The following is an 18,699-nucleotide window of genomic DNA, read 5'->3' as shown; positions in this document are numbered from 1 at the left end:
GCTTTCATTGGGGGGGAGCACATGCAGGATCAATCGACACAGCCGGTGCTGTCCCTGCGCGGCATCGTCAAGACATTCCCCGGCGTGCGGGCGCTGGATGGGGTGCAGATCGACCTTTACCCGGGCCAGGTCACCGCGCTGATCGGCGAGAACGGGGCCGGGAAATCGACCATCGTGAAGACCCTGACCGGGATCTATCAGCCTGACGAGGGCCAGATCTTCGTCGACGGGGTCGAGACGCGCTTTCCCACCGCGCAGGCGGCGGGTCATGCCGGCGTCACCGCGATCCATCAGGAAACCGTGCTCTTCGACGAATTGACCGTGGCCGAGAATATCTTCATCGGCCATGCGCCCCGGGGCCGTTTCGGGCTGATCGACCGCGCCGCGATGAAGGCGCGCGCCAGCGAGATTCTGGACAGCATCGAGGCCGATCTGGATCCCGGCGTGAAGCTGGCCGATCTGGGCATCGCGTCCAAGCACCTCGTCGCCATCGCCCGCGCGCTGTCCATCGACGCCCGCGTGGTCATCATGGACGAGCCGACCGCCGCCCTCAGCCACAAGGAAATCGCCGAGCTTTACGAACTGGTCGAGAAGCTGAAGGCGCAGGGCAAGGCGATCCTGTTCATCAGCCACAAGTTCGACGAGATCTTCCGCATCGCCGACCGCTGGACCGTCTTCCGCGACGGGCAATTCGTGGGCGAAGGCCTGATGGCCGATGTGACCGAGGCCGAACTGGTCCGCCTGATGGTCGGCCGTGCGGTCGACCAGATCTATCCCAAGCGCCCGGCCGAAATCGGCCCGCCGGCGCTGACCGTTTCCGGCTATAGCCACCCGACCGAGTTCGAGGACATCAATTTCACCCTGCATCAGGGCGAGATCCTGGGCTTCTACGGGCTTGTCGGCGCCGGCCGATCCGAGGTCATGCAGGCGCTGTTCGGGATTACCCAGCCGTCGAAAGGGGCCACCCGGATCGGCGAGGATGTGCGAGTCATCCGCTCGACCGCGCAGGCGGTAGAGGCGGGGATCGTCTATGTCCCCGAGGATCGCGGCAAGCAGGGCGTGGTCAAGGGCATGGCGATCTTCGAGAACGTCACCCTGCCATCGCTGAGCCAGACCAGCCGGAACGGGTTCCTCAAGCTCGCCAATGAATTCGCACTGGCGCGGGACTATACGCAACGGCTGGATCTGCGCGCGGCCAGCCTCGATCAGGATGTGGCGCTGCTCTCGGGCGGCAACCAGCAGAAGGTGGTGATCGCGAAATGGCTGGCGACGAAGCCGCGCGTCATCATTCTGGACGAACCGACCAAGGGCATCGACATCGGCTCCAAGGCCGCCGTGCATGACTTCATGTCGGAACTGGCGGCGGAAGGGCTGGCGGTCATCATGGTCTCCAGCGAGATCCCCGAAGTGCTGGGCATGGCCGACCGCGTCATCGTCATGCGCGAGGGCCGCATCGCCGCAGAATTCGCGGGCGACGAGATGACGCCGGAAAACCTTGTCCGCGCCGCCGTCGGAATCGAAGGAGCCGCCGCATGAACCTGCTGAAATCCCGCGAGGCGATCCTGGGTCTTGCCATTCTGGTCCTGCTGGCGGTGATCGCCACCCGCTTTCCCGCCTTCGTCCGGCCCGACAACCTCGCCCGCGTCTTCACCGATACCTCGCCGCTGATGCTGCTGGCGCTCGGGCAGATGGTGGTGATCCTGACCAAATGCATCGACCTGTCGGTGGCAGCGAACCTCGCGCTCTGCGGGATGATCGCGGCGCTGATGGACGGGGCAGGGGTGCCGCTGGTGGTGATCCTGCCCATGGTAATCGCGCTTGGCGCGGTGCTTGGCGCGGTGAACGGGGTGCTGGTCTGGCTGCTGGGGATCCCCTCCATCGTCGTCACGCTTGGCACCATGACCATCTATCGCGGCACCATCTTCCTGCTGACCGATGGCGCCTGGATCAATGCCCACCAGATGAGCGACGCCTTCAAGGCCTTCCCGCGCGCCGTGATCCTTGGCCTGCCGGTCATGGCATGGATCGCCGTGGCGGTGATCGCGGGCTTCGTCCTGCTGCTGAGCCGCACCGCCCTGGGCCGCGCCTTCTATGCGGTCGGCGGCAACCCTCATGCGGCGGTCTATACCGGCATCTCGGTCGGGCGGACGCAATTCGCCGCCTTCGTGATCGCAGGCGCGCTTGCCGGGCTGACCGGCTATCTGTGGGTCGCGCGCTATGCCGTCGCCTATGTCGATATTGCCGGGGGTTTTGAGCTCGACGTGGTCGCCGCCTGCGTCATCGGCGGCATCGCCATCGCCGGCGGGGCCGGCAGCGTCGCCGGCTGCGTCATGGGGGCGCTGTTTCTGGGCATCATCAAGAACGCGCTTCCCGTGGTCGGCATCTCGCCGTTCTGGCAGATGGCGATTTCCGGCAGCGCCATCCTGATCGCCATAGCCTTCAACGCCCGCACCAACCGCGCGCCGGGCCGCATCATCCTGAAACAGGCGGAGCACCGGGCATGACCGATATGACCGAAACCCATGCCGACCATCCCACGGGCCGCGCCGTCCCCGACCGGTTGCAGACACCGCTCGCGCGCGCGCTGAAAAGCTGGGAGGCCCTGCTGCTGGTCGTCGCCGTGGCGATCTTCATCCTGAACTCGCTGGCCTCGCCCTATTTCCTCGATCCGTGGAACCTGTCGGACGCGACCTTCAACTTCACCGAGAAGGCGATGATCGCCTTCGCCATGGCGCTGCTGATCATCTCGGGCGAGATCGACCTGTCGGTCGGCGCGATCATCGCGCTTGCCTCGACCGCGATGGGCCTCGCCATGCAGGCGGGTGCGGGCACGCCGGTTCTGGTGCTGGTAGGCCTCGCCACCGGGCTGGCCTGCGGTGCCTTCAACGGGCTGCTGGTGGCGCGTTTCGGGCTGCCCTCGATCGTCGTCACCATCGGCACCATGAGCCTCTTTCGCGGCATTTCCTATATCGTGCTGGGCGACAGCGCCTTTACCGGCTATCCGTCCGGCTTCGCCTGGTTCGGGCAGGGCTATGTCTTCTGGGTCATCACCGTCGAACTGGTGATCTTCGCCATCGCCGCGCTGATCTTCGGCATCCTGCTGCACCGCACCGATTTCGGCCGCATCACCTATGCCATCGGCAACAACGACACCGCCGCGCGTTTCAGCGGCATCCGGGTCGAGCGGATCAAGTTCATCCTCTTCCTGCTGACCGGGCTGATGAGCGGGATCGCCGCGATCTGCCTGACCTCTCGCCTCGGCTCCACCCGGCCCAGCATCGCGGCGGGGTTCGAGCTGGAGGTGGTGACGATTGTCGTCCTCGGCGGGGTCAGCATCCTTGGCGGCTCGGGGTCGATCCCCGGCGTGGTCATTGCCGCCGTGGTCATGGGGCTGGTGACCTTTGGCCTTGGGCTGCTGAACGTGCCCGGCATCGTCATGTCGATCATCATGGGCCTGCTGCTGATCGGGGTGATCGCGCTGCCGAGGCTCTGGGCGATGGCAAGGAGGAGATGATGCAGAAATACGCCTTCCGCATGATGCTGAACCCCGGCATGGAGGCCGAGTATCGCCGCCGCCATGACGCGATCTGGCCGGAACTGGTTGAGCTGCTGAAAGGCGCGGGCGTCAGCGATTATTCCATCCATCTGGACCCCGAGACCAACGCGCTTTTCGGGGTCCTGTGGCGCGAGGACGATCACGGCATGGACGACCTGCCATCGCATCCGGTGATGCGCAAATGGTGGGCGCATATGGCTGATCTGATGCAGACGCATCCGGATAACGAACCGATGGCGGTGCCGCTGATCCCGATGTTCCACCTGCCATGACCCGTATCGCCGTCATCGATATCGGCAAGACCAATGCCAAGCTGGCGCTTGTCGACGGCGCGACGCTGGCCGAGATCGACGTGGTGACCCGCCCGAACAAGGTCCTGCCCGGCCCGCCCTGGCCGCATTTCGACCTCGACGGGCATTGGGATTTCTTCCTGACTCATCTGGCCGATTTCCATGCCCGCCACGGGATCGACGCGATTTCAGTGACGACGCATGGCGCCTCCTGCGTGGTGCTGGATCGCACGGGCGGGCTGGCGGCGCCAATGTTGGATTACGAACATCCCGGCCCGGACGATCTGGCCGCCGAATATGACGCGCTGAGGCCGGATTTCGCCGAAACCGGATCGCCGCGCCTGCCGATGGGGCTGAATGTGGGCGCGCAGCTGCACTGGATGCTGAAGACTGATCCGGGGCTGGATGCGCGGCTGGCGCATGTGCTGACCTATCCGCAATATTGGGGGCTGCGCCTGACCGGGGAACTGGCCAGCGACGTGACCTCGCTCGGCTGTCATACCGACCTGTGGAACCCGTGGGTTGGCGATGTTTCGGCGCTTGTCGACAGGCTGGGCCTGACCGGCCGCATCGCGCCCCCGCGCCAGCCGGGCGAGCGTCTGGGCGGTCTGCTGCCCGAAATCGCGGCGCGCACCGGCCTGCCCGCCGGGCTGCCGGTGGCGGTCGGGATCCATGACAGCAATGCCTCGCTTTATCCCTATGTGCTGGGGCGGGCCGCGCCTTTCGCGGTGGTCTCGACCGGCACCTGGGTGATCGCGATGGCGATGGGGGCCGAAGATCCGGTGCTGGACCCGGCCCGCGACGTGCTGGTGAACGTCAACGCCCTTGGCCAGCCGGTGCCCTCGGCGCGGTTCATGGGCGGGCGCGAATACGAGATCGTCCGCGAGGGCAGCGAGGCCGTGCCCAGCGATGCCGACCGCAAGGCGGTGCTGGCGGCGGGGGCGATGCTGCTGCCCTCGGTCGAGCATGGCTCGGGTCCGTTTCCCGGCCGCGCCGCCGGCTGGCACCACCGGCCAGAGCGACCGGGAGAGATCATGCTGGCGCTCTCCTGGTATCTGGCGCTGATGACCGAGACCTGCCTGAACCTGATCGGCGCGCGCGGCCCGACCATCATCGAGGGACCATTCGCGCGCAATCCCGATTACTGCGCCATGCTGGCCGCGCTGCGACCCGATGGGGTCGAGGTGGCGGCCTCAGCCACCGGCACCTCGGTCGGGGCGGCGCTGCTGAGCCTTGGCCAAGCCGCACCGCCGGCGACGCGGGCCGTGGCGGTGCCTGATAATGCCGAGGCCCTGCGCGCCTATGCCAGACGCTGGCGGGCAGCGGTGGACGCGGCCTAGACGCGGCCTAGCTGGCCGCGCCTACCGCAGTCGCATCGCCCTCGACCGGGGCCGGCGGAAGCTCTCCGATAGGGGCAGGCTGACCCGCTGCAAGCCGCGCGGCCTTGATGCGTTCGCCGAGCGCGCGGACCTCTGCTTCCAATTCGACGGTGGCGGTCTGCGCCGCCTTCAGCATCTCGGGGTTTTCGTGGCTGACAATGTCGGGACGCCAGGCCTGCGCCATCGTCAGCATGTGCGTCTGATCGGCAGCGGCAAAGCCACTGGTGATCTCCTGCGCCTCGGGCCGGGTCAGGCCAAGCGCCTCCAGCACCGAACGCGCCATGCGCAGCGAGCTGTCGAAGGTCTCGCGGATGATGTCCTGCGCGCCGGCGCTGTAAAGTTCGAACACATGCATCCGGTCGAAGGCGCGGGCGACGATATGCACATCGGGATAGTTCTGGCGGATGTAATGCGTGATCTCGGTGGTCTGGTCCTTGTTGTCGATGGCGATGACCACGACCGAGGCCTCGGCAACTCCGGCCGCATGAAGCATGTCGGGGCGGGTGGCATCGCCGAAATAGGCCTGCACCCCGAAGGCGCGCAGCATTTCCAGCTGTTTCGACGAAAAATCGACCACCACAACCGATTTGCCAAGCGCGCGCATCATCCGCGCGACGATGCCGCCGACGCGGCCATGACCCAGCACGATGATCTTGCCCGGCTCGTCGATCTGATCGGCCTCGCGCTCCTGCTCGTTCAGGAAGCGGGGGGCCACGACGCGGTCGTAAAGGATGAACAGGCCGGGCGTCAGCAGCATCGACAGGGCGACGATCAGCAGGGCAATGTCGGCCACGCTTTGCGGGATCACGTCATTGGCGACGGTGAAGGACAGAAGCACGAAGCCGAACTCGCCCGCCTGCGCCAGTGCCAGCGCGAACAGCGCGCGGTCGCTGCCGCGCACGCCGAAAACCCAACCGAGCCCGTAAAGCACCGCCGCCTTCAGCACCATCAGCGCCAGTGTCGCGCCGACGACGATCAGCGCATTATCCAGAAGCAGGCCGAAATTGATGCTCGCCCCCACGGTCATGAAGAACAGACCCAGCAGCAGCCCCCGGAACGGGTCGATATCGCTTTCCAGCTCGTGCCGGTATTCGCTGCCGGCCAGAACCACGCCGGCCAGGAAGGTGCCAAGCGCCGGCGACAGTCCCACCGCCGACATCAGCAACGCGATGCTGACCACGAAGCCGAGCGCGGTGGCGATGAAGATCTCGCGCAGGCCGGCCATGGCGACATAGCGGAAGACCGGCCGGGTCAGATAGGTGCCGGCGGCGATCACCACGGCGATGGCCGCAAGCGTGATCAGCGCCACCTGCCAGCCGGGCCGACCATCAACCAGGCTGAAACTGGCATGTGCCGCCTCGGTGGCGTGTTCGGCCACCGGGGCGGGGTCCATCAGCCCGGGCATGGCCAGCAGCGGGATGAAGGCCAGCATCGGGATGACCGCGATATCCTGAAACAGCAGAACCGAGAACGAGGCCTGCCCGCCGTCAGAACGCAGCAGCCCCTTTTCCCCCAGCGTTTGCAGCACGATGGCTGTTGACGACAGCGCAAAGACCATCCCCAGCGTCAGCGCAATGGTCCAGTAAAGCCCGAAGGCGATCCCCGCCGCCGCGACCAGAAGCGAGGTCAGCACGACCTGCAACCCACCAAGGCCCAGAAGCCGGCTGCGCATCTGCCAGAGCATCTTCGGCTCCAGCTCCAGCCCGACGAGGAAGAGCATCATCACCACGCCGAATTCGGCGAAATGCTGGATCGAGACCACATCGACATGCAGCCAGCCGAGGATCGGCGAGATCACGATCCCGGCGACCAGATAGCCCAGAACCGAGCCGAGGCCGAAACGCGAGGCCAGCGGCACGGCCAGAATGCCCGCCACCAGAAAGATCGTCGCCAGCATCAGAAATCCGGACATGCGGAGGCCTCCATCATTACGGCCCCAAAAAGGGCGGCTACCGTTTCATGTCGGCCAGAATTACAGCCTGTTACGGCCACGTCCAGAGGGGATCAGGCGATGCGCTGCCCACGCACCCATGTCTCGCGCAGGGCCGGGGTGCCGCCCACCAGCCGGAAGCGGATCAGATCGGCGCGCAGACCCGGCTGCAACCGGCCCCGGTCGGCCAGACCTGCGGCGGCGGCGGGGGTCGCGGTGACGCAAGCCATGGCACGCGGCCAGTCGGCCCAGATATCCGCCAGCAGCGCCGCCGCCGAGAGCAGCGCCGAGGGCACATAGTCGGAACTGACGATATCCAGAAGCCCGGCCTCGGCCAGTTCGCGCGCCGAGACATTGCCGGAATGCGAGCCGCCCCGGATCAGGTTCGGCGCCCCCATGATGGTGCGGATCGAATGGCGCCGACATTCCTCGGCGGCCTCGCGGGTGGTCGGGAATTCCGCCAGCCGGATGCCATGCGCGGCCGAGCGGCCGACCTCGCCCGCGGTCGAATCGTCATGGCTGGCCAGCACCGCGCCCATGCGGCCGGCAAAGGCCACGGTTCCGGCCTCGTGCGCGGCACCGTTACGGGCCGACATCTCGCGAAGCTGGGCGAAATAGGCGTCGATCTGGTCGTCGGTCAGTTGCACCTTGCTGCGCAGATAGGTGCGGAAGGCGGATGTGTCGCGGAACTGGCGCTGCCCGGGGGTGTGATCCATCAGGCTGACCAGCCCGACGCGGTCGCCGGGACCGAAGCTGGCGAGTTCTTCCAGCAGGCTCTCGCAGCAGATTTCCGCGCGCAGATGCAGGTGGTGGCTGATGCGCAGGTTCCCGGCATCGACCTGAGCCAGCAGCTCGGTCGCCAATTGGCGCGCATAGGGCGCGTAATCCTTGCGGTCGGGGATCGAGCCCACACGCATCGCATCGAAGACGGTGGTGATGCCGCAACCGGCCAGCTCCGCATCATGGGCATAGATCGCCGCCGCATGGGGCCAGTCGACGCCGGGGCGGGGCTGGATATGGCGTTCCAGATTGTCGGTATGCAACTCGATCAGGCCGGGGGCGATATGCGCGCCGTCGCAATCCTGCGCGGATCGCGGCGCTGTGCCCTCGCCGATCTCGGCGATCAGGCCGTCGCGGATCACGACATGGCCTTTCATCAGGCGATCGGGCAGGATCAGCGTCGCATGGGCCAGAACGGTTTCTTGCATTGTCATACCCAGAGGTCACCTGATGTCGCCATATCGCAGATACGCCGTCTATTACAGCCCACCGCCGGGACCTTTCGCGGATTTCGGCGCGGCATGGCTGGGATGGGACGTGGCGACGGGCCGCGAGGTGGCGCAGCCGGCGATCTCGGGGCTGGACCTGCCGGCACTGACCGCCGCGCCGCGCCGCTATGGCTTTCACGCCACCCTGAAGGCGCCCTTCCGTCTGGCCGCCAGCATGGGGCCAGTCGAGCTTGTGGCCGCCGTCGCGACGCTGGCGGCAAGGACCGCTCCGGTTGTGCTGCCTTGCCTCGACCTGGTGCGACTGGGCTCGTTCCTTGCATTGGTTCCCAAGCAGAATGATCTTCCCTTGGCGGAATTTGGCGCAGCCATCGTGACCGGGCTCGATCCGCTGCGCGCACCCCTGACCGAGGCCGAGCGCGCCCGGCGCTACCCCGACCGGCTGACGGCGCGGCAACGGGAATATCTGGATCGCTGGGGCTATCCTTTTGTGCTGGAAGAATTCCGCTTCCACATGACGCTGAGCGGGCCCTTGACAGATGCCGATCTGGACCGGGTCGCGGCGGTGCTTGAACCGCGGCTGAGGGTGGTGCCAAAGCCTTTGCCAATCGAAGACATCTGCCTGATGGGCGAAGATGAGGCGGGTCATTTTCATCTGATCGAGCGGTTTGCATTGCAGGCGCGGGCACCCGTTCACGAAGGCGTTACAGGCAGCGTTTGTTGACCATGCGTCAGGCCGAACGCCTTGCCCCTTTCCCGTGGGCGGGGTGCCGGCATGGCATCAGGGAAAATATTTCGCCCTCGCATTTTCATCTGGACCGGCAGCGCGCCGAGGCGGCGATAAAAGCGCAGGATCTGATTCGCGTCGCGGTAGTGCAAAGAATGAACGACGTTCAAAATCTTGCGTCAAAACGGGTGGATTTCGAAATTTTACGCTGCGTCACTATCCAAAAAGATAGGTCCAAGGGCGATTTTTTACTCTGCAAGCGCGATCATGTTTGCTACATTTACATTGTGTTGCGAGTTAACTTGGTTGAGTGGCGGCAGTGTCGAGAGGCACTGCCGCGGCTGCTCCCAAAGAAGCGGGAAAAGGGCGCCATTCGGCGCCCTTTCGTTTTTCAGGAATATTGTTCCGATCGGTCTTGGTCGTGCCGGAGCGCGAAAAGCCGTCCGCCGGCCTCGTTCCTGGTTCGTCGCCGCCGCTCCTGCAACCTGCCCGAGAGTTCACCTTCGTCCCGGCGGCCCTGGTCGGTTCGTCACCCTCTCACGCCACGGCTCCCTGAATTGGTCCCGCTGCCCTCAACGATACTGCGGCTCATCTGACCCACGCCGATAATCTTCGCCCACGGCCTCCAGCCCGCCGATGACGAAGCGGTGGATGTGGTCCACCATCTGCGCCCGTGGCAGCTCGAATGCGCTGCGGTCGAAGGGGGAATGCGCGCTGTCCAGAAGCAGCAGCGCCAGGCAGGGCGCGCCGACGCAGGGCACGCAGCGCAGCAGCGCCGGGTCGCCCACCGGGATCCCGGTAATCTCGCTTAACACCGGCAGCAGCAGGCGCAGCTTCGGCGCAATCTCGGTTTCGCGCAGCACCGCGATTTGCGAACTGGGCGAGGCGATCTCGCGGACCAGCACGATGATCGGCCAGCGATCCGTGCCCGAAATGCTGAAGGCCAGGAAGGCGATGAACTGGCGCAGCTTTTCGCGCGCCGGCAACTCGGATGTCGCCAGCGGCTCGATCTTGCTGCGGTCGATGATGCGGCGATGGGCCTCGATCAGCACCGCCTGATAAAGCCCGTTGCGGCTGCCGAAATGGTAATTGATCGAGGCCATGTCGACCCCGGCCCGGGCGGCGATCATCTTGTTCGTCGCCTCGGCAAAGCCGGCGCTGGCAAAAAGCGCGCCGGCGGCTTCCAGAATCCGGGCGCGTGTCGCCTCGCCATCGGCGCGCTGCGGGCGTGTGGTGCTGGTCATGAGGTAATGCGCCCCTCCGGCTGGTGTCGATGAAGATTCCATCTCGACATGAAATCAAATTTAAACTAAATCAATATTAGACTAATGGTCAAGCCATGTCAGGCCCGCAATATCGAAAGCCCTGCCCATGAAGAAGCTCATCCCGATTGTCGTCCTTGCCGCCGCCATTGCCGGCGGCTGGTATTGGTGGGGTCATCGCGACAGCGGCACCGGCACCGATCTGCTGCTTTACGGCAATGTCGATATCCGTCAGGTCGCGCTCGCCTTCGATGGCAGCGGCCGGATCAGCGAAATGCGGGTCGAGGAGGGCGACCGGGTCACGAAAGGGCAGGTGGTGGGGCTGCTGGATACCGAGGTGCTGGCATTGCAGGCCGATGCGCAGGTAGCGGCGGTCGAGGCGCAGCGTCAGGTGCTGCTGAAGCTGCGCAACGGCTCCCGCCCCGAGGAGGTCGCTCAGGCCCGCGCCATGCTCGATTCCGCCGAGGCCTCGGAACTGCTGGCCCAGCAGGAGTTGACGCGCGCGACCCAGCTTCGCGCCTCGCGCAGCGGTGCGGCCAGTCAGCAAAGCGTCGATCAGGCGCAGGCCCAGGCGCAGGCGGCGGCGGCCAGTGTCGAACAGGCCCGCGCCGCGCTGCGTCTGGTCGAGGCCGGCGCCCGGGCCGAAGAAATCGCCCAGGCCGAGGCCCAGTTGCGCGGTGCCGAGGCGCAGTTGCGATTGCTGCGCCACCAGATCGGGCAGGGGGAATTGAAATCCCCCGCCGATGCCGTGGTCCGCACCCGCCTGCGCGAGCCGGGGGACATGGTCACGCCAAGCGCGCCGGTCTTCTCGCTGGCGCTGACCCAGCCGAAATGGGTGCGCGTCTATGTCAGCGAACCGGATCTGGGCCGGGTCCAGCCCGGCATGGGGGCCGAGGTCACCAGCGACGGCTCCGACCAGCCGGCCGCGGGCTCGGTCGGCTATATTTCCTCGGTCGCGGAATTCACCCCGAAATCCGTCCAGACCGAGGAATTGCGCACCAGCCTCGTCTATGAGGTCCATATCATCCTCGACGATGCCGAGGACCGCTTGCGCCTTGGCCAGCCGGTCACCGTGCGCCTGATCCCGGCGGCGTCATGAGCGGCGACATCATCCGGGCCGAGGGGCTGCGCCAGACCTTCGCCGGGCCGGATGGGGGCCGGGTGGTGGCCTTGGACGATCTGTCGCTCTCCATCCGCCCCGGTGCGCTGACCGCCCTTGTCGGGCCGGACGGGGCCGGCAAGACCACGCTGATGCGGCTGTTTGCGGGGCTGCTGGGGCCAGAGGCCGGGCGGCTGTCGGTTCTCGGCACGGATGTGCTTGCCGATCCGCAGGCGGTGCAGGACCGGATCAGCTATATGCCGCAGCGCTTCGGCCTTTACGACGACCTGAGCGTGCAGGAAAATCTGGACCTCTATGCCGATCTCCACGGCGTGCCCATGGCCGAGCGGCAGGCGCGGTTCCAGCGCATGCTGGACATGACCGACATGGCCCGCTTCACCGCGCGGCCCGCCGGCAAGCTCTCGGGCGGGATGAAGCAGAAGCTGGGGCTGGCCTGCACGCTGGTGCGCTCTCCCGACCTGCTGCTGCTGGACGAACCCAGCGTCGGGGTCGACCCGCTGTCGCGCCGCGATCTGTGGTCGATCATCAAACAACTGGTCGAGGACGAGAAGCTGAGCGTGGTCATCGCCACCGCCTATATGGACGAGGCCGAACGCTGCGCCGAGGTCTTCGTCATGGATCGCGGCAGGTTGCTGGCCAGCGATACGCCCGACGGGCTGACCGCGCGGGCCGAGGGGCTGACCTATGCGGCGGTCCCGCCCGCCGGGATGCCGGCGCGGGCCCTGCAGGCGCGGCTGATCGACCGCCCCGACCTGATCACCGATGCCGTACCCGAGGCCGGGCGCGTCCGCTTCATCCGCCAGCCCGCTGCCACGCCCGATGCGCTGGCCGGGCTTCTGGGCGACATCCCTGCCGAACCCCGCCCGCCCGAGCTGGAAGACGCCTTCATGATGCTCCTGCGCCAGCAGGGCGAGGTGCCGCCCGCCACGGTGCCCGCCGATACCCGGATCGCCGCCACCGGCTCGGCCCCCGGTCCGGTGATCGTGGTGCGCGATCTGGTGCGGAAATTCGGCGATTTCACCGCCGTCGCCAATACTTCCTTCGAGGTCGCGCGGGGCGAGATCTTCGGGCTTCTCGGCCCAAATGGCGCCGGCAAGACCACCACCTTCCGGATGCTCTGCGGGCTGCTGCCGGCCACCAGCGGACATCTGGAAGTCGCCGGTCGCGACCTGCGCACCGCCTGGGCCGAGGCCCGCGCCCGGATCGGCTATGTAGCGCAGAAATTCGCGCTCTATGGCAATCTCACCGTGCGCGAGAATCTGGAATTCTTCGGCGGCGCCTACGGGCTGCGCCGCAAGGCGCTGCAACAGCGCATCCGCGCCTCGCTGGAGCAGTTCGAGCTCGACCCGGCGGCGAAAAGCGGGCTTCTTCCGGCGGGCTTCAAGCAGCGTCTGGCCATGGCCACGGGGCTGCTGCACCAGCCCGGCATCCTGTTTCTGGACGAACCGACCAGCGGCATCGACCCCCTGGCCCGGCGCGCCTTCTGGCGCACCATCACCGCCCTGGCCGAGGGCGGCGTGACCATCGTCGTCACCACACATTTCATGGAAGAGGCCGAATATTGCGACCGCATCGCCATTCAGGACGCGGGCGAGATGCTGATCATCGGCACCCCGCGCGAGGTGCGCGAACGCGCCGCCCTTGGCGTGGGCGGCGCGACCGTGCGCAACATGAACGAGGCCTTCATCGCCGTGGTCGAACAGAATCGCGCCCGCCGTGACAACGGGCGGGCGGCGGCATGACCAGTTCCGGTTTCGCCCGGCGGCTGATCGCGCTGACCCGGAAAGAGACCCGGCAGATGCTGCGCGACCGCAGCAACCTGATCATCGGGCTGATGCTGCCCGCCGTGTTGATCCTGCTGTTCGGTTACGGCCTGTCCTTCGACGTGCGCGATGCGCGGGTGGCGGTGGTGCTGGAAGACAGCTCTCCGGCGACGCTGAACGCGGTGGCGGGGCTGGCGGGGTCCGACTATCTCAGCCCGATCTGGCTGCATTCCATGCCAGAGGCCGAGGCGATGATCCGCGCCGGCAGCGCCGATGCCATCCTGCGCGTGCCTTCGGAATTCATGCGCGATCTGGTCCATGGATCGGGCCAGTTGCAACTGATCCTGAACGGCGTCGATTCCAACACCGCCCAGGCGATCGAGGGCTATGCCACCGGTGCCGTCACCAATGTGCTGGACCATCTCTCCGACCGCAGCGACACCCGCATCACCGGGCCAGAGGGCATCGCCATGGTCCAGCGGATCTGGTTCAACGAGGCCAATAACAGCACCTGGTTCCTCGTCCCCGGCCTGATCGTGCTGATCATGACGCTGATCGGTGCCTTCCTGACCTCGCTGCTGATCGCCCGGGAATGGGAACGCGGCACACTGGAATCGCTTTTCGTTACCCCGGTCCGCCCGTTGGAGCTGGTGCTGTCGAAACTCGCGCCCTACATGGTCGTCGGCGCCATCGACCTCATCATGTGCCTCCTGGCGGCGAAGCTACTGTTCGGGGTGCCGATCCGAGGCTCGCTCGGCATCATCGCCTTCAGTTCGATGCTTTATCTGCTGGTCTCGCTGGCGCTCGGGCTGTGGATCTCGGGGGTGACGAAGAACCAGTTCACCGCCAGCCAGATCGCGCTTCTGGTCAGCTTCCTGCCCGCCACGATGCTCTCGGGCTTCGTTTTCGACCTGCGCAATGTGCCGCTGGTGGTGCAGGGCGTCAGCCAGATCCTGCCGGCCACGCATTTCATGACCCTGATCAAGACCCTGTTCATGGTCGGCGACTACTGGCCCGAGATCGTCCGCGAAGTCCTCATCCTCTCGCTTTACGCGGTGGTGCTGATCTGGGCGGTGCGCCGCAAACTGGTGAAAAGGCTGGATTAGGGCCATGGCGATGATGATCTATCTGGCGCGGATCGTCGCGCTGATCCGCAAGGAACTGCTGACCATCCTCAAGGATCCGTCCAGCCGGGCGCTGCTGTTCGGCCCGGCGCTGATGCAGGCGCTGCTGTTCGGATACGGCGCCACGTTCGAGCTGACCAACGCCCCCTTCGCCGTGCTGGATCAAAGCCGCAGCGAAGCCTCGACCGAAATCCTCGCCCGGCTGGAAGGCACCGGGGTCTTTCACCGCATCGCCACGCTGGACAATTCGGACCAGATCGCCGCCCAGATCGAAAGCGGCAACGCGCTCATGGTGGTGCATTTCCAGTCCGATTTCGCCGCCCGTCTGGCCTCTGGCGGGCCGGCGCCGGTGCAGGTGTTGCTGGACGGGCGCAATTCGGCGACGGCGGGGCTGGCCTCGGCGCAGGTGGCGGCGATCATCGGGCGCTACAATGCCGAGACCGGCGCCAGCCATCCGCTGACCGTGGTCCGCCGGGCCTGGTTCAACCCGAATTTCGAGTCGCGCTGGAACCTGCTTCCGGCGCTCATCGCCTCGCTTTCCATGCTGCAAACGCTGATGCTGGCGGCGCTGTCGGTGGCGCGAGAGCGCGAGCAGGGCACCTTCGATCAGCTTCTGGTCACGCCCCTGACCCCGACCCAGATCCTGATCGGCAAGGCGCTGCCCTCGATCATGGTCGGGCTGCTGCAATCGACGATCATCCTTCTGGTCATCCGCTTCTGGTTCGGCGTGCCGATGAATGGCCAGATCTGGCTGCTGTATTTCGGCCTGATCATCTTCACCACGGCAGCAGTCGGGATCGGGCTGTCGATCTCGGCCATTGCGCTGACCATGCAGCAGGCGATGCTCTACACCTTCATCCTCATCATGCCGCTGATCCTGCTGTCGGGGCTTCTGACCTCGGTCCAGAACATGCCCGAGATCCTGCAATGGGCAACTTACGCCAACCCCCTGCGCTTCGGGATCGAGCTGACCCGGCGCATCTATCTGGAAGGCGCGAGCTTCCGCGACATCGCCCCCGCATTCCTGCCGCTGCTGATCGTGGCGGCGCTGACCCTGCCGCTGGCCGGCTGGCTGTTCCGCCACCGGCTCAGCTGATCGGCGATTCCCTGCCGGTTCGGGGGCGGGATATCCAACCGGCCCGAGGGCGGCGCGCCTTCGGTGCGCCGCATTTCGCTCAAGCGGGCTTGACGATTCCCCGGTTGTGGGAAACAACAGGACCCCAGTGAGGTTCCCATGTCAGATCTGTCCCCGCCGGCCGCGTCCGAGGACGCGCCGCCCGCTGCCGTAACGCCCCCGCCCGAGAAGACCACCTGGCTGATCCTGGCCGGCGTCAGTCTGGGCCACATGTTCAACGATGTGATGCAATCGCTGCTGGCGGCGATCTATCCGCTGCTAAAGGCCGAATTCGCGCTGAAATTCTGGCAGATCGGTTTCCTGACCCTGGCCTTCCAGGGCACCGCCTCGCTTCTGCAACCGGCGGTGGGGGCGGTGACCGACCGCCGCCCGATGCCGATGTCGCTGCCCATCGGCATGGGCTCCAGCCTGATCGGGCTGGTGGCGCTGTCGCAGGCCGCCAGCTATCCGATGCTGGTCTTCGGCGCGATGCTGATCGGCTTCGGCTCTGCCGTCTTCCACCCCGAGGCCAGCCGGGTCGCCCGCCTCGCCTCGGGCGGGCGTTACGGCACGGCGCAATCCTTCTTTCAGGTCGGCGGCAATGCCGGCACGGCACTCGGGCCGCTGCTGGCGGCCTTCATCGTGGTGCCGAACGGGCGCGGCTCGATCCTGTGGTTCACCGTCATGGCCATGGTCGGCATTCTGGTCCTGACCCGGGTCGGGCGGTGGTATGGCGCCTATATGCGCGCCTCGGCGGCGCGGCGGCGGCCCCTGCCCATGCACAACCTGTCACGAGAGCGGGTGCGGCTGGCCATCGTGGTGCTGGCGCTGCTGACATTTTCCAAGAACATCTACACCGCCTCGATCACCAGCTATTACACCTTCTTCCTGATCGACCGCTTCGACCTCAGCCAGCAGCAATCGCAGCTGATGCTGTTCGTCTTCCTTGCCGCCATGGCGGTGGGGGTATTGCTGGGCGGCCCGCTTGGCGACCGCTTCCGGCCGATCACGGTGATCTGGATCTCGATCCTCGGCGTGTTGCCCTTCACGCTCATGCTGCCCCATGCCGGGCTGGTCGGCACCGGCGTGCTGACGGTGGTGATCGGCATCGTCATCGCCTCGGCCTTCCCGGCCATCGTCGTCTTCGCGCAGGAACTGGTGCCGGGCCGGGTCGGGCTGATCGCCGGCATCTTCTTCGGCTTCGCCTTCGGCATGGGCGGCATCGCGGCGGCGGTGCTGGGCGTGATCGCCGACCGCAACGGGGTTGCCTATGTCTATCAGCTTTGCGCCTGGATGCCGGCCATCGGCCTGCTGACGATCTTCCTGCCCCGCGATGCCGAGATGCGCACCCGCTGACGAAAAAGGCCCGCCCGCATCGCTGCGGGCGGGCCGTGATCCGGCAAGGCCGCGGTCTTATTCGGTGGCGATGATGCTGTCCATCAACTCCTTGCCATATTGCGCTTCATAATCGGCATAGGCCCCGGCCAGTTGCTCCTGAAACGCCTTCTTGTCCTCGGGCGAGACCTCGTTCACCTCCATGCCGCGCTCTTTCAGCGTGGCGACGCCCTCGGCCTCGACGGTATCGACATAGGCGCGCATGGCGGCAACGGCAGCAGTCCCGGCCTTGTCGAAGGCGGCCTTCTGGCTGTCATCCAGCCCGTCCCAGAGCGTTTTTGACACCAGGATGATCGCCGGCGAATAGACATGGCCGTCCAGCGACAGGTATTTCTGCACCTCGTTCAGATTGGCCGAGACGATCACCGAAAGCGGGTTTTCCTGCCCGTCGATGGCACCCTGTTGCAGGGCCGGGATCACCTCGGGCCAGGCCATCGGCGTCGGCGCCGCGCCAAGCGCCTCGAAGGCTTTCAGATGGACCGGGTTCTCCATGGTGCGGATCTTCAGCCCGTCCAGATCGGCCGGCGCGGCAATCGGGCCACGGCTGTTGGTGATATGGCGGAAACCCTGCTCGCCCCAGGCCAGCGCATGCAGCCCGGCATCGTCGAACTTGGCCAGCATCTCCTGCCCGATCGGGCCGTCCAGAACCGTGCGCGCATGATCGAGATCGCGGAACAGGAAGGGCACGTCGAAGACGCCCACCTCGGGCACGAAATTCGACAGCGTGCCAGAGGAGGCGATGGTCGCCTCGATGGTGCCGATCTGGATGCCCTCGATCACCTCACGCTCGCCGCCCAGACCCGAATTCGGGAATTGCTGAACGGTGAAGTCATCGCCCAGCTCAGCGTCGATTACCTCAGCGAAGGCCTTGGCGCCGGCACCGTAATGGCTGTCCTCGGACAGCGCATAGCCCAGCTTCAGATCGGTGGCCGAGGCCATGACGCTCGATGCCGCCAGCAGCGCGGCAGCCAGAGTGAAATGTCGTGTCATATGCAGTATCTCCCTTTGCGGGCCACAGATTGGGCCGGTGCGCGGCCCGCGTCAATGGCTGCAACCCTAAAGCCGGTACTTGCGCGCATCGGCCACCAGCTGTTTCAGATCGGCGACATTCAGCTTGCCGAAGGCGGATTCGTGGCCGGCGATAAAGGTTGGCGTGCCGGTCAGCATCATCGTGTCGGCCAGATCCATGGTCTCGTAGATCTGATCCAGAATGGCGCGCTTCTCCATATCCACGCGCAGCTTGTCGGTATCCAGCCCGACCTCGCGGGCGGCGCGCATCACCGTCGCCTCCTCGGCGCGGGCCTTCATCGTCATCAGCGCCTCGTGGAACTGCCAGTATTTCCCCTGCTGAAGCGAGGCCAGCGAGGCCTTGGAGGCGAACATCGACCCCTCGCCGAAGACCGGCCATTCGCGATAGACCACCCGCAGCGCCTTGTCCTCGCCGATCAGGCGCTGCACGTCGCGCATGTTCTGGCGGCAATAGGGACAGTTATAGTCGAAAAATTCGCTCAGCGTGACATCGCCCTGCGGATTGCCCAGAACCGGCAGGGCCGGGTTGCGTTCCAGCACCTTACGCAATTCCGCCGGCATCGGATTGGGATGTTCGGGCCGGGTGTCCTGCGCCCGCGCCGGCAGCCCGCCAAGCGCCGCCCCCATGGCGGCCGCACCCGCCCCGATCACGATCCGCCGGTTCATCCGCTGCCCGGTTTCTGGCTTCTGCATCATCTGCCCTTCCTGTTTTCCGGGACACAGCCTGACGCCCCCCGGCGCTTCCGGCAAGTGTGCCACGCAAACAATGCCGTGATGGGGCGCG

16 protein-coding genes are annotated in these 18,699 nt (G+C 66.1%); 11 read left to right on the top strand and 5 right to left on the bottom strand.

The window, feature by feature from the left end:
- Positions 1-21 precede the first annotated feature (21 nt).
- Genes Q0330_RS17275 through Q0330_RS17255 form a run of 5 tightly spaced genes read left to right on the top strand, consistent with a single transcriptional unit; the run spans position 22 to position 5,186 of the window.
- Complete coding sequence (locus Q0330_RS17275) at positions 22-1,536, top strand: sugar ABC transporter ATP-binding protein (protein WP_299482433.1); 1,515 nt, start codon at positions 22-24, stop codon at positions 1,534-1,536.
- Complete coding sequence (locus Q0330_RS17270) at positions 1,533-2,504, top strand: ABC transporter permease (RefSeq protein ID WP_299482430.1); 972 nt, start codon at positions 1,533-1,535, stop codon at positions 2,502-2,504. The genes Q0330_RS17275 and Q0330_RS17270 overlap by 4 nt, the downstream gene beginning before the upstream one ends.
- Positions 2,501-3,514, top strand: a complete 1,014-nt coding sequence (locus Q0330_RS17265; protein WP_299482428.1) for an ABC transporter permease — start codon at positions 2,501-2,503, stop codon at positions 3,512-3,514. Before Q0330_RS17270 ends, Q0330_RS17265 begins: the two co-directional genes overlap by 4 nt.
- Positions 3,514-3,828, top strand: coding sequence for an L-rhamnose mutarotase (gene rhaM, locus Q0330_RS17260; RefSeq protein WP_299482426.1), 315 nt, complete (start codon positions 3,514-3,516; stop codon positions 3,826-3,828). Before Q0330_RS17265 ends, rhaM begins: the two co-directional genes overlap by 1 nt.
- The gene (locus Q0330_RS17255; RefSeq protein WP_299482423.1) at positions 3,825-5,186 is read left to right on the top strand and encodes an FGGY-family carbohydrate kinase; all 1,362 of its coding nucleotides are present in this window, start codon (positions 3,825-3,827) and stop codon (positions 5,184-5,186) included. The genes rhaM and Q0330_RS17255 overlap by 4 nt, the downstream gene beginning before the upstream one ends.
- A 7-nt stretch (positions 5,187-5,193) precedes the next feature.
- Here Q0330_RS17255 and Q0330_RS17250 read toward each other — a convergent pair whose 3' ends face one another.
- Both Q0330_RS17250 and Q0330_RS17245 read right to left on the bottom strand, forming a co-directional pair.
- Positions 5,194-7,137, bottom strand: a complete 1,944-nt coding sequence (locus tag Q0330_RS17250; protein WP_299482419.1) for a cation:proton antiporter — start codon at positions 7,135-7,137, stop codon at positions 5,194-5,196.
- 92 nt (positions 7,138-7,229) lie between these two features.
- Positions 7,230-8,369: an alpha-D-ribose 1-methylphosphonate 5-triphosphate diphosphatase gene (locus Q0330_RS17245; protein WP_299482416.1), complete on the bottom strand. Its 1,140-nt coding sequence runs from the start codon at positions 8,367-8,369 to the stop codon at positions 7,230-7,232.
- 16 nt (positions 8,370-8,385) lie between these two features.
- Between Q0330_RS17245 and Q0330_RS17240 the strand changes: the two genes are divergently transcribed.
- On the top strand, positions 8,386-9,105 hold the full coding sequence (locus Q0330_RS17240) for a DUF1045 domain-containing protein (RefSeq protein ID WP_299482413.1): 720 nt from the start codon (positions 8,386-8,388) through the stop codon (positions 9,103-9,105).
- A 575-nt stretch (positions 9,106-9,680) separates the two neighbouring features.
- Here Q0330_RS17240 and Q0330_RS17235 read toward each other — a convergent pair.
- Positions 9,681-10,352 (bottom strand): CerR family C-terminal domain-containing protein, encoded by a 672-nt coding sequence (locus tag Q0330_RS17235; protein WP_299482410.1) that lies wholly within the window; start codon positions 10,350-10,352, stop codon positions 9,681-9,683.
- Positions 10,353-10,479: 127 nt separating this feature from the next.
- Here Q0330_RS17235 and Q0330_RS17230 point away from each other — a divergent pair, with 127 nt between their 5' ends.
- From Q0330_RS17230 to Q0330_RS17210, 5 genes are all read left to right on the top strand, one after another.
- Positions 10,480-11,469, top strand: coding sequence for an HlyD family efflux transporter periplasmic adaptor subunit (locus Q0330_RS17230; RefSeq protein WP_299482407.1), 990 nt, complete (start codon positions 10,480-10,482; stop codon positions 11,467-11,469).
- On the top strand, positions 11,466-13,232 hold the full coding sequence (locus Q0330_RS17225) for an ATP-binding cassette domain-containing protein (protein ID WP_299482404.1): 1,767 nt from the start codon (positions 11,466-11,468) through the stop codon (positions 13,230-13,232). Before Q0330_RS17230 ends, Q0330_RS17225 begins: the two co-directional genes overlap by 4 nt.
- Positions 13,229-14,359: an ABC transporter permease gene (locus Q0330_RS17220; protein ID WP_299482401.1), complete on the top strand. Its 1,131-nt coding sequence runs from the start codon at positions 13,229-13,231 to the stop codon at positions 14,357-14,359. Before Q0330_RS17225 ends, Q0330_RS17220 begins: the two co-directional genes overlap by 4 nt.
- A 4-nt stretch (positions 14,360-14,363) precedes the next feature.
- On the top strand, positions 14,364-15,473 hold the full coding sequence (locus tag Q0330_RS17215) for an ABC transporter permease (protein ID WP_299482398.1): 1,110 nt from the start codon (positions 14,364-14,366) through the stop codon (positions 15,471-15,473).
- 249 nt (positions 15,474-15,722) lie between these two features.
- The gene (locus Q0330_RS17210) at positions 15,723-16,847 is read left to right on the top strand and encodes an MFS transporter (RefSeq protein ID WP_299482757.1); all 1,125 of its coding nucleotides are present in this window, start codon (positions 15,723-15,725) and stop codon (positions 16,845-16,847) included.
- Between the two features lie 57 nt (positions 16,848-16,904).
- On the opposite strand, the gene Q0330_RS17205 is transcribed toward Q0330_RS17210, so the two are convergent.
- Together Q0330_RS17205 and Q0330_RS17200 are read right to left on the bottom strand one after the other, a co-directional pair.
- Positions 16,905-17,876, bottom strand: a complete 972-nt coding sequence (locus tag Q0330_RS17205; protein ID WP_299482395.1) for a TRAP transporter substrate-binding protein — start codon at positions 17,874-17,876, stop codon at positions 16,905-16,907.
- A 66-nt stretch (positions 17,877-17,942) separates the two neighbouring features.
- A complete protein-coding gene (locus Q0330_RS17200; RefSeq protein WP_299482392.1) occupies positions 17,943-18,611 on the bottom strand; it encodes a DsbA family protein in 669 nt (222 codons plus the stop codon).
- Positions 18,612-18,699: the final 88 nt, after the last annotated feature.

This window comes from uncultured Paracoccus sp. (assembly GCF_937873615.1).
In the GTDB taxonomy this organism is placed as follows: domain Bacteria; phylum Pseudomonadota; class Alphaproteobacteria; order Rhodobacterales; family Rhodobacteraceae; genus Paracoccus.
Note: the sequence above shows the minus strand (reverse complement) of the source record. Positions and strands in the feature narration are given on the sequence as shown.